Source organism: Chromohalobacter moromii (genome assembly GCF_023091865.1).
GTDB classification, from domain to species: Bacteria; Pseudomonadota; Gammaproteobacteria; order Pseudomonadales; family Halomonadaceae; genus Chromohalobacter; species Chromohalobacter moromii.
Map to the genome: position 1 here is coordinate 328,253 of NZ_JAHXDI010000002.1, position 12,657 is coordinate 340,909.

Annotated in this window: 14 protein-coding genes; 8 read left to right on the forward strand and 6 right to left on the reverse strand. The window is 63.0% G+C overall.

Annotated features, from left to right (window positions below; all coding sequences use genetic code 11):
* Positions 1–3: 3 nt before the first annotated feature.
* From KZO83_RS08080 to KZO83_RS08090, 3 genes are all read right to left on the reverse strand, one after another.
* Positions 4–684, reverse strand: coding sequence for a TVP38/TMEM64 family protein (locus tag KZO83_RS08080; RefSeq protein ID WP_247620422.1), 681 nt, complete (start codon positions 682–684; stop codon positions 4–6).
* A gap of 95 nt (positions 685–779) precedes the next feature.
* Positions 780–1,718, reverse strand: a complete 939-nt coding sequence (locus KZO83_RS08085) for an ABC transporter substrate-binding protein (protein ID WP_247620423.1) — start codon at positions 1,716–1,718, stop codon at positions 780–782.
* On the reverse strand, positions 1,718–2,944 hold the full coding sequence (locus tag KZO83_RS08090; protein WP_247620424.1) for a TauD/TfdA family dioxygenase: 1,227 nt from the start codon (positions 2,942–2,944) through the stop codon (positions 1,718–1,720). The genes KZO83_RS08085 and KZO83_RS08090 overlap by 1 nt, the downstream gene beginning before the upstream one ends.
* 138 nt (positions 2,945–3,082) lie before the next feature.
* Here KZO83_RS08090 and KZO83_RS08095 point away from each other — a divergent pair, with 138 nt between their 5' ends.
* The 8 genes from KZO83_RS08095 to KZO83_RS08130 all read left to right on the forward strand — a co-directional run bounded on the left by KZO83_RS08095 (position 3,083) and on the right by KZO83_RS08130 (position 10,695).
* Complete coding sequence (locus tag KZO83_RS08095; RefSeq protein ID WP_247620425.1) at positions 3,083–3,970, forward strand: LysR substrate-binding domain-containing protein; 888 nt, start codon at positions 3,083–3,085, stop codon at positions 3,968–3,970.
* Between the two features lie 45 nt (positions 3,971–4,015).
* Positions 4,016–4,438, forward strand: a complete 423-nt coding sequence (locus KZO83_RS08100) for a hypothetical protein (RefSeq protein WP_247620426.1) — start codon at positions 4,016–4,018, stop codon at positions 4,436–4,438.
* Positions 4,422–5,801, forward strand: a complete 1,380-nt coding sequence (locus KZO83_RS08105; protein ID WP_247620427.1) for an NfeD family protein — start codon at positions 4,422–4,424, stop codon at positions 5,799–5,801. Before KZO83_RS08100 ends, KZO83_RS08105 begins: the two co-directional genes overlap by 17 nt.
* Before the next feature lie 66 nt (positions 5,802–5,867).
* Positions 5,868–6,728: a slipin family protein gene (locus KZO83_RS08110; RefSeq protein ID WP_075368220.1), complete on the forward strand. Its 861-nt coding sequence runs from the start codon at positions 5,868–5,870 to the stop codon at positions 6,726–6,728.
* A 61-nt stretch (positions 6,729–6,789) separates the two neighbouring features.
* Positions 6,790–7,521 (forward strand): HAD family hydrolase, encoded by a 732-nt coding sequence (locus KZO83_RS08115; protein ID WP_075368219.1) that lies wholly within the window; start codon positions 6,790–6,792, stop codon positions 7,519–7,521.
* 294 nt (positions 7,522–7,815) lie between these two features.
* Entirely contained in the window at positions 7,816–9,303 is a 1,488-nt protein-coding gene (locus tag KZO83_RS08120) for a SulP family inorganic anion transporter (protein WP_075368218.1), read from the forward strand.
* A 129-nt stretch (positions 9,304–9,432) separates the two neighbouring features.
* Positions 9,433–10,290 carry a universal stress protein gene (locus KZO83_RS08125; protein ID WP_075368217.1) on the forward strand — a complete coding sequence of 286 codons (858 nt, stop codon included), beginning with the start codon at positions 9,433–9,435 and terminating at the stop codon, positions 10,288–10,290.
* Between the two features lie 42 nt (positions 10,291–10,332).
* Positions 10,333–10,695, forward strand: coding sequence for a RidA family protein (locus KZO83_RS08130; protein WP_075368216.1), 363 nt, complete (start codon positions 10,333–10,335; stop codon positions 10,693–10,695).
* 33 nt (positions 10,696–10,728) lie between these two features.
* Here the strand turns inward: KZO83_RS08130 and KZO83_RS08135 are convergent, their stop codons facing one another.
* From KZO83_RS08135 to KZO83_RS08145, 3 genes are all read right to left on the reverse strand, one after another.
* The gene (locus tag KZO83_RS08135; RefSeq protein ID WP_075368215.1) at positions 10,729–11,352 is read right to left on the reverse strand and encodes a hypothetical protein; all 624 of its coding nucleotides are present in this window, start codon (positions 11,350–11,352) and stop codon (positions 10,729–10,731) included.
* 108 nt (positions 11,353–11,460) lie between these two features.
* Complete coding sequence (gene fabG / locus KZO83_RS08140; RefSeq protein ID WP_075368214.1) at positions 11,461–12,186, reverse strand: 3-oxoacyl-ACP reductase FabG; 726 nt, start codon at positions 12,184–12,186, stop codon at positions 11,461–11,463.
* Positions 12,183–12,656, reverse strand: a complete 474-nt coding sequence (locus tag KZO83_RS08145; protein ID WP_247620428.1) for a hotdog family protein — start codon at positions 12,654–12,656, stop codon at positions 12,183–12,185. The genes fabG and KZO83_RS08145 overlap by 4 nt, the downstream gene beginning before the upstream one ends.
* Between the last annotated feature and the right edge of the window lies 1 nt (position 12,657).

Consider the following 12,657-nt stretch of genomic DNA (forward strand, 5'->3'; position numbering starts at 1 on the left):
GCGTTACACGCGCTTGCTACGCCGCTCGGCATAACGCTTGAGTGCCCACAAGATACCAATTGCGACCACGATGCCGCCGGCGGCGATCAGCAATCCCTCACGGCTTTCCGCGGTGATCAGCGACCCTAACTGACTTCCCAGCAAGGTGACGCCGAGCAGGCCTGGGGCGATCCCCAAGATGGAGCCGAGCATGTAATCGCGAAAACGCAAATGGCAGGCCCCGGCCAGCATGTTGGTCAGGGTAAAAGGTGCCAGTGGCAGTAGGTTGAACAGCACCATGGTGCGCACGCCGCGTCCCGCGAGGAGTCGCGCCAGCCCGTTGAGCTTCTGGCCTCCATGGCGTAGTAGTGCGTCGCGTCCCAGTGCCCGTCCCACCCAGTAAGTGGCGATCGATGCCGATAGCGTCCCCAGCATGGCGTAGACGAAGCCCCAGGCGGGGCCGAAGACCAGGCCGGTGGCAGCGACTAGCACGCTCAATGGAAAGACGACCAGGGAAGTGAGGGCATACACACCCATGACGGCCAGGGGCGCCCAGGGGGCGTCGCGCCATGAGGCGGCATTTTGCAGCAGATGGAGCAGCGCTTGCGGGGTCAGAATGTCGTGCATGGCGAGCCATTGCCAGAGCAGGCCACAGCCGAGCATGACACCGAGCAATGTGAAGAGAATTCCGAGAGAACGAGACATGCGGGCACTCTATGCGTGAACTGCGCCAAGCATACGTGAGAGCCCGCACGGGGAAAACACGGCACTTTGCGTGCCGTGTCGGGCGCGGACCACTCTTACAGTGACAGCGCCTCTTTCACTACCGGCCAAGCTGCGTCGCCATCGGTAGTGGTCACGCCGTCGAGCATTTCCTCGACGCGATCCGGATGATCCTCGATCCAGGTCGTGGCCACAGTGCCGAGCTCTTTCTCATCAAGACCAAAGGCCTTGATCATCCAGCTTTGCTGTTCGGCAGTAAAAGTGAAGTTCTTGAAGAATGTCGTCAAGTTGGGGTTGTCGTCAGCGAAGTCCGAACTCATCAGGGTCAGCACCTGGCTGGCGCCGTTGCCCTCACCGAACAGGTTCTTGCTGTCGTCGAGATAGCGCATCGGCAGTTCGAGGTTCATCCAGTGCGGCGTCCAGCCGACCCAGACTATGGGCTCCTCGCGTGAGATGGAATCGCGCGCCGCGCTGAGCATACCCACGGTGCTGGTATCCACTAGCTGCCAGTCACCGAGTCCCCAGGTGTCGTTATCGATCGCCTTGTTGAGGATCTCGCTGGCGGCGGAGCCGGCGCCGAAGCCATGAATCTTGCCGTCGAACATGTCGCGGTGCTCGTCGAGGTCTTCGAACGAGGTCACGCCTTGTTCGTAGACATACTCGGGCACCGCCAGCGTCATTTGCGCACCATCGACGTTGTTGGCGATACGCTTCACGCTTCCCTTGTCTTCCATCGGTGTGAGCATCGGCTCTTGTGCCGGTAGCCAACCGCCCAGGAAAACGTCCACATCACCGCTTTCCATGCCTTGGTAGATGACCTGCAGGCCGATGTCATCGGTTTTCGCCTGATAACCGAGGGGCGCCAACAACTGGCTGGCGATTTCGGTCTTGACGGTAATCCCGGGCCACGACGGTACGCCGAAGTGGATCGTGTCGGCTGCCTGAGCCGGCATTGCCAGGCCGATACCGGCGGCGAGCGGTAGTCCGACGAGTAAGGGACGAAGCGAATGAGACATTAAGAAACTCCCGTTTCATTGGTGGATGTTGTCGGAGTAGCGGGCGCGGCGGTAGAGGCGTGGCGCGCCAACACGCGTAGATGCGATTCGAGGTGGTCGATATCCAGGTAGGTGCCTTGCAGGTGACGGCGTCCGGTATTGGGATCGAAGGCGCCACGGCCGTGCAGTACACGACGGTTGTCGAAGGCCACCATCTGTCCGGATCCGAGCGCGAAGTCGACGCGGAAGCGCGGCTCGCGCAGACGTTGCCAGAAGATCAGATACGCCTCGTACCAGGCGTCTGCTTCTTCCGGCGGCAGGCGTAGGGTGTCGCGAATCCAGTTGTTGAAGCGAACTTCACGGATGCGGCCCGTGGCATCGACGTCGATGACCGGGGCGCGTACCGCGATATCGCTGTCCTCGTCCTGAAAGCGGAAATCGATGGGCGTATCGCGCAGACGCAGGAAGGCTTCCGGGACTTCATGGCGCATGGCTTCGGCCACGGCGAAGCCGTCGGCGAAAAGAGATGCGCCACCCTCGGCTTCGTTTTCCAGGCAATACAGAAGCTGAATGTCCGGCGGATGGCGCCAGTTGGGCAGGTCGGTATGCAGCTCGAGACCGATGGCGGTATACGCGGCGTTGTTGGGATTGGGCTTGGACTGAACGTCGAAACGGGCGCCGAAGTTGGTGGCGCGCATCGGCCCGAACAGTTCGGTGATACGCACGACTTCTTCGAGTTCGCGCGGACCGTCGTCGAGCAGCACCAAGCCGTCACGCAGCAGGGCGGTCAGCCACTCGCGACGACCGTCGCTACCGGCCATCATATCGGCATGCGACACATGCACGGGGGCAAAGTCTTCGCGCCAGGCTTCGGCGAGCGGAACGCCGTCATCGGCACGTGCCTCAGGGCGGCGCTGATGCAGCCAGCCGGCGTCGAAGTGCGACTGGTGACCGTCGGCCCAGCGCAGTGCCAGCACGCCGTCTTCGATGGTGGCGTCGGGACTCGCGTTGAGGAAGGCGTCGTCCTCGAGCGGCATGTAGAGGCGTTCGCGCGTAATCGGGTGGCGGCACTCGGGGCAAGCGCAGTGATCGCGTAGCCAACGATAGCTGTAACGCGCGATATCGGCGTTATCCCAGGTCACTTCCAGCGCCTTGTCGCCAGGGTGGCAGGCACGTAGCGCGGGGCCTTGTGCATAAGGAAAGAGCTCACTCATTTCGACGGCGGGGGATTGGCTCTGGGACTGCATATCGGCCTCCTGATGTTGGGTCGTGCGAATCGGCCCCTAGCATGTCGCCTCATGGCGACATTAGACAAACGATGAATCTCGGACCTAAGGCTAAGCTTTGCTAATGGGTGGCTTATTGAAGATCATGGGCGGACATCCATGACCACCGAGTTCACCATGTCCCTGCCACCGATTCTTTGGATGCAAGCCTTCGAGGCTGCCGCGCGCACGCTGAGTTTCACTCAGGCCGGTCGCGAGCTGGGCGTGACGCAATCGGCCATCAGCCAGCGGATTCGCCTGCTCGAGGACCGCCTCGGCCAGGCGTTGTTCGTGCGGCACCCGCGGAGCCTGTCGTTGACGCCGGCCGGACAGGCCTGGCTACCAAGCATTCAGGAGGCCTTCACACGTATCGCCGAAGGGACCGCCGAGGTCTTCGGACCGCACCCCGATGCGCCGGTCACGCTGCGCGCCACACCTGCCTTGCAGAACGGCTGGCTGGCGACCGAGTTGACGCGATTCCATCAACGGCATCGTGATATCACGGTTCGTGTGGTGAGCGCCGTTTGGCCTGGCGACTTCGGCGCCGAGGGTGTGGACATGGAGATCCGCTACGGCCAGGGTGACTGGTCCGACATGGAGTCGGTGCTGCTCAACGAGGAAGTCATGTTACCGGTGTGCTCGCCGGCCTTGGCCCGTGAGTTGCAAACGCCCGACGACTTGGCCGGGCATACCCTGTTGCATGCCGCTGGCTTCGCGCTGGGCTGGCCAAGCTGGCTGGCATTGGCCGGGTCCGAAGGGCTGGAAGCGCATTGTGCTTCGTTCATTTGCGATACCCAGGTCGCCACGCTGGCGTTGGCTGCACGCGGGGCGGGCATCGCCTTGACCCACCGGCGCCTCTTCGATGGACGCGACGATTTGGTGGCGCCTTTTGACGTGTGCATGCCCACTGACGAGGCCTTTTGGCTGGTACGCCCACAGGCGCGGGTATTGCGTCCGGCATGTGAGGCACTCTGGGAATGGTTGCGCGGTGCACGTGAACTAGACTGACGAAAGTGGCCCATGAAGGGGGCCGGCGATCCCGAGGAGACGAGCATGACGAGGTATCGGCACGCGGGGTATGCAATGTCCGTCGCGATGCGCATTGTCTTGCTACTGGCGGTGGCGGGGATCACCACGGCCAACGCGGACGGTGTGAAGGTTTACGATCCCGATAGCGGGCGCTTGCTACCACTCGAATCGCACCGCGCCGGACATGAGGACAGACGCTACGATCGTGAGCGTCACGATTGGCATGGAGGGGGTGAACCTGGGTGGCGAGAAGAACGCGGTCGCGTCAGTGTGTACCCATCGATCATAGTGCAGCCCAGCGCGTCTTCGTCGCCAGGCGTCGAGGCGCGCTCCACCACGCCTGAAGGTAGCCGTGTATGTCGCGGGGACGATGGTTCCACTACTTGGTCGACGCGCCCTACGCCCTGTGCCTCGGCTTCGGAGAGCCGCGATGCTACGCCGCAATGACGGAGTCGTAATGCGCCGCTGCCTGATATGGGCCTGCCTGGTACTCGCGGGCCTGGGGCTGTCGTGGCTGGCGAGTGCGCAATCCGACGCGCGTGACGCACCCCACGGCGTGGTGCTGAGCATCGATGGCAGCATTGGCCCCGCCACCAGCGATTACTTTCAGCGCGGTCTCGAACGTGCCGACGAAGCTGGCGCCTCGCTGGTGATCCTCGAACTCGATACACCGGGCGGCTTGGACGCCTCGATGCGTGACATGATCCGCGCGATGCTGGCCTCGCCGATGCCGGTGGTGAGCTATGTGACGCCCGCCGGTGCGCGGGCCGCCAGTGCCGGTACCTATCTGCTATATGCCAGTCATGTCGCCGCCATGGCGCCAGCCACGCACCTTGGCTCGGCGACCCCGGTGCAGCTCGGCGGAGGTGGCGGCGAATCGACGCCGGACGAAGCGCAAGAGGGCGACGATCAGGAGACGTCGTCATCGGCGATGGAGCGCAAGGTCCTCGAGGATGCGGTGGCCACGATTCGCTCGTTGGCCGAGCGTCATGGACGCAATGCCGAGTGGGCCGAACGCGCCGTGCGCGAGGCGGCCAATCTCACGGCTAGCGAGGCCCTGGAGGCGAACGTCGCCGATGTCGTGGCGGGCGATCTCGACGACTTGCTTACCCAACTCGACGGGCGGTCTGTGGTCATGGCCGATGGCGAACGTACGCTTTCTACACAGGATATGACGCTCGAGCGTCAGCCACCGGATTGGCGCGCTCAGGTGCTGGCCTTCATCACCGATCCCAACGTCGCCTATTTCCTGATGATCATCGGTTTCTACGGGCTGATCTTCGAATTGCTGAGTCCGGGCACACTCTTTCCCGGCGTGATTGGCGCCATCAGCCTGGTATTGGCCATGTATGCCTTCCAGATGCTCTCGGTGGGGTATGCGGGCCTGGTATTGATTTTCCTGGGCATGGCGCTGGTCGTGGCCGAGGCGTTCGTACCCAGCGTCGGCGTGTTGGGCTTCGGCGGACTCGCCGCCTTCGTCGCCGGCTCGGTGATGCTGATGGACGACACGCATCAGGCGCTGGCGTGGCCCTTGGTAGGCGGTGTGGCGCTGGTGGCCGCTGGCTTCTTGTTGTGGGTGGTAATGCGCTTCGTAGGGATGCGCCAACGCCGTCCGCAGGGCGGTCAGGAGGAAATGATCGGCCAAGAGGCCACGGTGCTGGCGGATTTCCAGGGGCCAGGCAAGGTCATGGTGCACGGCGAGCGCTGGCAGGCGCGTTGTGCATCGCCCGTGACACGCGGTCAGCGGGTGCGGATCGTATCCAACGAGGGCTTGACGCTGATCGTCGAGCCAATGACGGCAACCCCTTAGTCGCCATGCGGCGCCTGGGGCACGCTATCGTTTATCGAGAAGGGTTCATCGAGAAGGAGTAACGCCATGTACGCGAGTTATGCCTATTTAGTGCCGATCGTCCTGGTCGTGCTGTTGCTGTTTGCGGCGATACGCATCTTGCCGGAGTACAAGCGCGGCGTGGTGTTCTTCCTGGGCCGTTTCCAGGCGGTGAAGGGACCGGGGCTGTTGCTGCTGATCCCGGGAATTCAGAAGATGCAGGTCGTCGACCTGCGCACCGTGACGCTGGATGTGCCGGAGCAAGACGTCATCTCGCAGGACAACGTCACCGTACGCGTCAACGCGGTGCTGTACTTTCGCGTGGTCGACCCGGAGAAGGCCATCATCCAGGTCGAGAACTTCGGCGTCGCCACCAGCCAGTTGGCGCAGACGACCTTGCGCTCGGTACTCGGCAAGCACGATCTCGACGAGATGCTGTCCGAACGCGACCGTCTCAACAACGATATCCAGGAGATCCTCGACGCCCAGACCGAGTCATGGGGCATCAAGGTCGCCAATGTCGAGATCAAGCATGTCGATCTCGACGAGAGCATGATCCGCGCCATCGCTCGGCAAGCCGAAGCCGAGCGCGAACGGCGTGCCAAGGTGATCCATGCCGAGGGCGAGCTGCAGGCCTCGCACAAGCTGGTCGAGGCCGCCGATGTCATGGCCAGCAATTCGGCGTCGCTGCAGTTGCGTTACCTGCAGACGCTCAGTGACATGAGCAACAAGAACGCGTCGACCATCGTGTTCCCGCTGCCGATGGACATCATGGAGGCCTTTAAGGGGCACTTGAACAAGGCGGGCGGTGCGTCTTCGCAAGACCAACCCTCGAATGCAGCGATGGCATCCGGCCCGTCGTCGGGCCGTACCTCGACGGGTGACGAGACGCCGGGCAACGAAGCGTGACAGACGGCTGTCATATCGAGCGGTTAGAATGGCGCCTCGTTTTTACTAGGAGTCAGGCGCCATGCCCTCTGACCGCCGCCATCTGGCGATTTTCGATCTCGACGATACCCTGCTCGACGGCGATTGCACCGGCTTGTGGATCGCTTGGTTGGTGCGGCGCCGCTGGGTGGAAGATGGCGAGGCATTCATGGATCAAGTGGCGCATCACGAGCAGCAATATCACGCTGGCACGCTGGATATGCAGGCGCACCTGCGCTTCGTACTGGCGCCGCTGGTTGGGCGTCGGCGCGAGACGGTACGCGACGAGGTCGTGGCCTTCGTCGAGACCTGGATTCGCCCGCGCCTGATGCCGGGCGCGCTCGAACGCTTGGCCTGGCACCGTGACCAGGGGCACGCCACCTTGATCATTTCGGCCTCGATGTATCATCTGGTCGAGCCCATCGCACGCGAGGTCGGTGCCGACGACGCCCTGGCCACGCCGCCGGCGTTCGACGCCGAGGGCCGCTTCACCGGCGAACCCACCGGCATCGTCACCTACCAGTCGGGTAAGCTGACGGCGCTGGAGGCCTGGCTCGCCGAGCGTGAGGCCGCCCATGCACGCCCCGACATCCTCTGGGGCTACAGCGATTCGCACAACGATCTGCCGCTGCTCGAGCATGTTGACCATGCGCATGCCACGCAGCCCGATGCCCGCCTGGCACGTATCGCCGAATTGCGTGGCTGGCCGCGATTCGACTGGCGCAGCGCAAGCGCCATGTCGACCAAAGGTGCAAGTGCGGCGTCGAGTTGGTAGAATCCCGCGCTTTCACGGGCACATGATGCCATGTGCCCGCAACCGACCGTTCAAGGCCGATTGATTTCATGAGCGCAACGCCGCCCTAGCGTTTTTCCTCTCCCCCGGAGCGTTTCCCGCTCCCGCGCGGCTCCACATGACGCCACCCAGCGTCGCGGGGCCGTGTTCGGCCGTCTTTTCGGTTCTCGTCGCATTCTCGACATTGGCACATGACACGATGCCCGTGACTCGGATGAGCCGTCGCCAGACGCGCCGTTTAAAACTTCTGACCTTTCTCATCGACTGGACACAAGCATGTACGCATCAATCAAACAACGTTGGTTCTCGAACGTCCGATCGGACGTCTTGGCCGGCGCCGTGGTGGCGTTGGCGCTGATCCCCGAGGCGATCGCCTTCTCGATCATTGCTGGGGTCGACCCCAAGGTGGGACTCTTCGCGTCCTTTTCCATGGCGGTGGTGATTTCCTTTACCGGCGGCCGGCCGGGGATGATTTCCGCCGCCACCGGTGCCATGGCGCTGCTCATGGTGACCCTGGTCAAGGAGCATGGGCTGGAGTACCTGCTCGCCGCGACCCTGCTGACCGGGGTGTTGCAGATCGTGGCCGGCTATCTGCGCCTGGGTGCGTTGATGCGTTTCGTCTCGCGCTCGGTGGTCACGGGCTTCGTCAACGCCTTGGCAATCCTGATCTTCATGGCGCAATTGCCGGAGTTGACCGACGTGACCTGGCACGTCTATGCCATGACCGCCGCGGGTCTGGGGATCATCTATCTATTCCCCTATGTGCCGGTCATCGGTCGCATGCTGCCGTCGCCGCTGGTCTGCATCATCGTACTCACGGCGGTCTACATGCTAGGCGACTTTTCCATGGTGCGCACCGTAGGCGACATGGGCGAGTTGCCGGATACGCTGCCGGTGTTCCTGTGGCCCGACGTACCGCTCAACTTCGAGACCCTGGCCATCATCTTCCCGTATTCCGCCGCGTTGGCCGTGGTAGGCCTGCTCGAGTCACTGATGACGGCGACCATCGTCGACGAACTCACCGACACGCCCAGCGACAAGAACCGCGAGTGCAAGGGCCAGGGCGTTTCCAACATCGCGACCGGTTTCCTGGGCGGCATGGCCGGCTGTGCGATGATCGGGCAGTCGGTGATCAACATCAAATCCGGCGGACGCACGCGGCTTTCCACGCTGTGTGCGGGGGTTATCCTGTTGATCATGGTGGTGTTCCTCGGCGACCTCGTCGCGCAGATTCCCATGGCGGCGCTGGTAGCGGTGATGATCATGGTCTCCATCGGGACGTTTAGCTGGGAGTCGCTGCGCGACATGCGCAAGCATCCGATGTCGACCAACATCGTCATGCTTGCCACGGTGGCCGTGGTGGTGGCGACCCATAACCTGGCCATCGGCGTGCTGGTCGGCGTGTTGCTGGCCTCGCTGTTCTTCGCCAACAAGGTCGGCCAGATCCTGTACGTGGGTAGTGAGATGGACGACGAGCATACCCGCGTCTACCGCGTGGTGGGGCAGGTGTTCTTTACCTCGGCGGATCGCTTCACCGACGCCTTCGACTTCAAGGAAACCGTGGAGCGCGTGCGTATCGACCTGACGCGCGCACACTTCTGGGACATCACCGCCGTGGGCGCCCTCGACAAGGTCGTCATCAAGTTCCGCCGTGAGGGCACCGAGGTGGAGGTCGTGGGTCTCAACGAGGCCAGTGCCACTCTGGTGGACCGTTTCGCGGTGCACGACAAGCCCGACGCCGTGGAAAAACTCATGGGCCACTGAGTTGCGCTAAGCCTGTCGGCCTTCGGCTTAGGCCTTAAAGGGGAGACGACAAGTCTCCCCGACCCTGAGTATCATGCAATTAGCCCACTTCGATGGGACCCGACAAGAACATTGGAAGGAGCCCGCCACATGAAAGCCCCCCACGTCATGGCGTGTATCGATGGCTCGAACTATGCGGAAACCGTAAGCAACGCGGCGGTCTGGGCGAGCCAGCGCATGGAGGTGCCGCTGTCGTTCGTGCATGTGCTGGATCGTAACCAGGCGCCCAGCCAGTTCGATCCTCGCGGCAACATCGGGCTGGGCTCGCGCGAGCACCTGCTGGAGGAACTGGCCAGTCTCGACGAGCAGCGCGGCAAGCTCGCCCAGGAGCATGGCCGCTTAATGTTGAGCGCAGCCCGCGAGCGGGCCGAGGCCGCCGGCATCGCCGAGGTCGAGACGCGACAGCGCAACGGTGAGCTGGTCGAAGCCTTGGTCGAAATCGAAGAAGAAGCGCGACTGATCGTGTTGGGCAAGCGCGGTGAATCGGCGGACGCCTCGCCGGAGCACATGGGCAGCAATCTCGAGCGCGTGATTCGTGGGTTACATCGACCGATTCTGGTCGTGCCGGAAACCTTCACGACCCCGTCGCGCTACCTCATCGCCTTCGACGGCGGGCCGACGACCCGTAAGATGGTCGAATTGCTCTCGGAGCGCCCGCTGCTGCGCGGCCTTGAGTGCCACCTGGTGCTGGTGGGGGCCGACACCGACGAGCATCGCGAGCAACTGGCTTGGGCGGAGAAACAGCTAGCGCCGACCAGTAGCGCCGTGCAGTCGCACATCATCGCCGGCGAGGTCGAGAAAGTGCTGTGCGACTATCAACATGAGCATGATATCGATTTGCTGGTGATGGGCGCCTACGGTCACTCGCGCATTCGCCAGTTTCTGGTGGGCAGCACCACCACGGCGATGATTCGTCGCGCCCAGTCTCCCTTGCTACTGCTGCGCTAAGCGCCGCGACCCATTAGCGCCACAACCTATGAGGATCATGCCATGATCATTCAGCGTCATGATACCAAGGCCCGCATGAGTCGGGCCGTGATTCACAACGGTGTCGCCTATCTATGCGGCCAGGTCGCCGGCCCGGATGCGCGCCACGGCGATATCACAGCACAGACGGAGAGTATGCTGGCGCGTGTCGATGCCTTGCTCGAGGAAATCGGCTCGGACCGCGAGCACCTGCTCACGGCGACCGTCTATTTGGCTGATGGCGGGAACATGGCAGCCATGAATGCGGTGTGGGATGCCTGGGTACCCGCTGGTCATGCGCCGGCGCGTACCTGCGTGGTGGCGCCGATGCCTGCCGATGAACTCAAAGTTGAAGTGACCGTGACGGCTGCAGTCAAAGGGCAGTAGCGGGCCACACGGCGTCACGGCGTAAGGCGTCGGTCACGTAGACGGCGCCTCCTCTTCCTCGTTCTGGGGCGCCGGCGGCGGCTGGTGACTCAGAAACTCGCCCACGCGTTCCGGCTCGCTTTCGCCGACACGGCATAGCTGGTCGGCGATTTCCGCATATTGCATCAGCACCGGTACCAACAAGCGTTGCCGCTCGGCATTGTCACCGGTGGCGCGTGCCTCGCCGTCGAACCATTCGAAGAGCCGCGCCAGCCGCGCGTAATTGGGATCACCGCGCCCGCTATTGCCGCGCAGCGCATCGATGGACAGGCAGCGCAGCACATTGCGCTTGTTGGGATCCAGCCCTTCTTTCTCCAACAAGCGTTCGGCATGTTGCATGAAATGCTCGGCCAGCAGCGCCGTGGTCTGCGTACGCCCATGATGCGACAAGGCATCGAGGCTATCGTGCAGGGCACGCTGCTGTTGGGAAAGCTGCTGCCACAGCGCCAGGCCCAGTAGGGCGAGGATCGCCAGCGCACCCAGCGCGAGCACGAACGCTCCCAATGGGATCAGCGCCGAAGGCGGTAGCGGCCAGGCGAGGTCAGTGGCCGACAGCAGCACACCCCCCAGTAGAGCGATGGCGAAGAGTATGGCAAGCATCAAAGCCAAGCGTTTCATCGAGTCGTATCCATTGCCTCAGGCGTATGCCTCATTATCGGCCCTGTCGCGCCAAGCTTGATGGTAGCAAGCGACATCTTACCCGAAGGGGGCTAACAAAATAGCCGCTCAGCACATGCCGCCGTTAACCGGCAACACCTGGCGCGTCATGTAGGCGGCATCCTTTGAACATAGAAAGCTCACCACGCCGGCGACGTCCTCGGCTTGGCCGGTACGGCGCATGGGGATCAGCTTGAGCACTTCTTCCTGGGATAGATGGTGCGTCATATCGGTGTCGATCCACCCGGGGGCGACGCAGTTGACGGTGATATGACGCTTGGCCAGTTCGATGGCCAGCGCCTTGGTGGCGCCGATGATACCCGCCTTGGCGGCGCTGTAATTGACTTGGCCGCGATTGCCGATGAGCCCCGACATCGAGGCGATGGTGATGATGCGTCCCGGCTTGCGGCGCTGGATCATCGGCATGACCAGCGGGTGCAGCACGTTGTAGAAACCGTCGAGATTGGTATGTACCACGCTGTCCCAATCGTCGCCGGTAAGCGCGGGGAACGGGTTGTCGGCGGTGATGCCGGCGTTGCAGACCACGCCGAAATAAGGGCCATGAGCCTCGATGTCCGCTTCGAGAAGGGCGCGTGCTTGATCGCGATCGGCCACGTCGAAACACAAAAGGCGCGCTTCGCGACCCAGCGCGCGAATTTCTTCGGCGACGCATTCGGCGTCCTGCTTGCGGGAGCGGTAATGAAGGACGATATCGAAGCCGTCGTTCGCGAGGCGCAGGGCGGTGGCGCGACCGATGCCACGGCTGGCACCGGTCACCAGAATGGTGTCGGTCATCGAGCGTTTTGCCTTTCTGCAGGAGAAGAAGAAGTTGACGGCGTTGGCTGGAAGATGCTCAGGCGGCCTTCGGCGAGGCGTTGGCCCGCCGCCGTCGAGAGTGTGCCGGAGAAGGCGCGGACGCCGTTGTCGGCGACGAATTCCCGTGTCACTTGGACATGCACCGGCTCGTCGAGGGAAAAGTTATCCACATGGGCATGATAACGCCGGCTGGCGATCAAGAAGCCGGGCGGCGGCGGTGCGCCATCGATATGCGCCCAAACCCCGGCCCAGGCGGCGACGCCCTGGGCCATCCATTCGAGTCCGACCCAGGCGGGAATCGCGCCGTCCTCGACGAAAAGATCGCTGTCTCTGGGCGTGATCTCGACGGTGGCGCCTGCGGCGTCGTAATCCAGCAGCGTGTCGAGCAGACACATGGCGCCGTCATGGGGAACGAATGGCCTTACCGCACAGGGGAGCTCAAGGCGCATT

Bases quoted from the DNA above. Each gene is read 5' to 3' on its own strand.
- KZO83_RS08080 (WP_247620422.1), bottom strand. From the start codon at position 684: ATGTCTCGTTCTCTCGGAATTCTCTTCACATTGCTCGGTGTCATGCTC.
- KZO83_RS08085 (WP_247620423.1), bottom strand. From the start codon at position 1,718: ATGTCTCATTCGCTTCGTCCCTTACTCGTCGGACTACCGCTCGCCGCC.
- KZO83_RS08090 (WP_247620424.1), bottom strand. From the start codon at position 2,944: ATGCAGTCCCAGAGCCAATCCCCCGCCGTCGAAATGAGTGAGCTCTTT.
- KZO83_RS08095 (WP_247620425.1), top strand. From the start codon at position 3,083: ATGACCACCGAGTTCACCATGTCCCTGCCACCGATTCTTTGGATGCAA.
- KZO83_RS08100 (WP_247620426.1), top strand. From the start codon at position 4,016: ATGACGAGGTATCGGCACGCGGGGTATGCAATGTCCGTCGCGATGCGC.
- KZO83_RS08105 (WP_247620427.1), top strand. From the start codon at position 4,422: ATGCTACGCCGCAATGACGGAGTCGTAATGCGCCGCTGCCTGATATGG.
- KZO83_RS08110 (WP_075368220.1), top strand. From the start codon at position 5,868: ATGTACGCGAGTTATGCCTATTTAGTGCCGATCGTCCTGGTCGTGCTG.
- KZO83_RS08115 (WP_075368219.1), top strand. From the start codon at position 6,790: ATGCCCTCTGACCGCCGCCATCTGGCGATTTTCGATCTCGACGATACC.
- KZO83_RS08120 (WP_075368218.1), top strand. From the start codon at position 7,816: ATGTACGCATCAATCAAACAACGTTGGTTCTCGAACGTCCGATCGGAC.
- KZO83_RS08125 (WP_075368217.1), top strand. From the start codon at position 9,433: ATGAAAGCCCCCCACGTCATGGCGTGTATCGATGGCTCGAACTATGCG.
- KZO83_RS08130 (WP_075368216.1), top strand. From the start codon at position 10,333: ATGATCATTCAGCGTCATGATACCAAGGCCCGCATGAGTCGGGCCGTG.
- KZO83_RS08135 (WP_075368215.1), bottom strand. From the start codon at position 11,352: ATGAAACGCTTGGCTTTGATGCTTGCCATACTCTTCGCCATCGCTCTA.
- fabG (WP_075368214.1), bottom strand. From the start codon at position 12,186: ATGACCGACACCATTCTGGTGACCGGTGCCAGCCGTGGCATCGGTCGC.
- KZO83_RS08145 (WP_247620428.1), bottom strand. From the start codon at position 12,656: ATGCGCCTTGAGCTCCCCTGTGCGGTAAGGCCATTCGTTCCCCATGAC.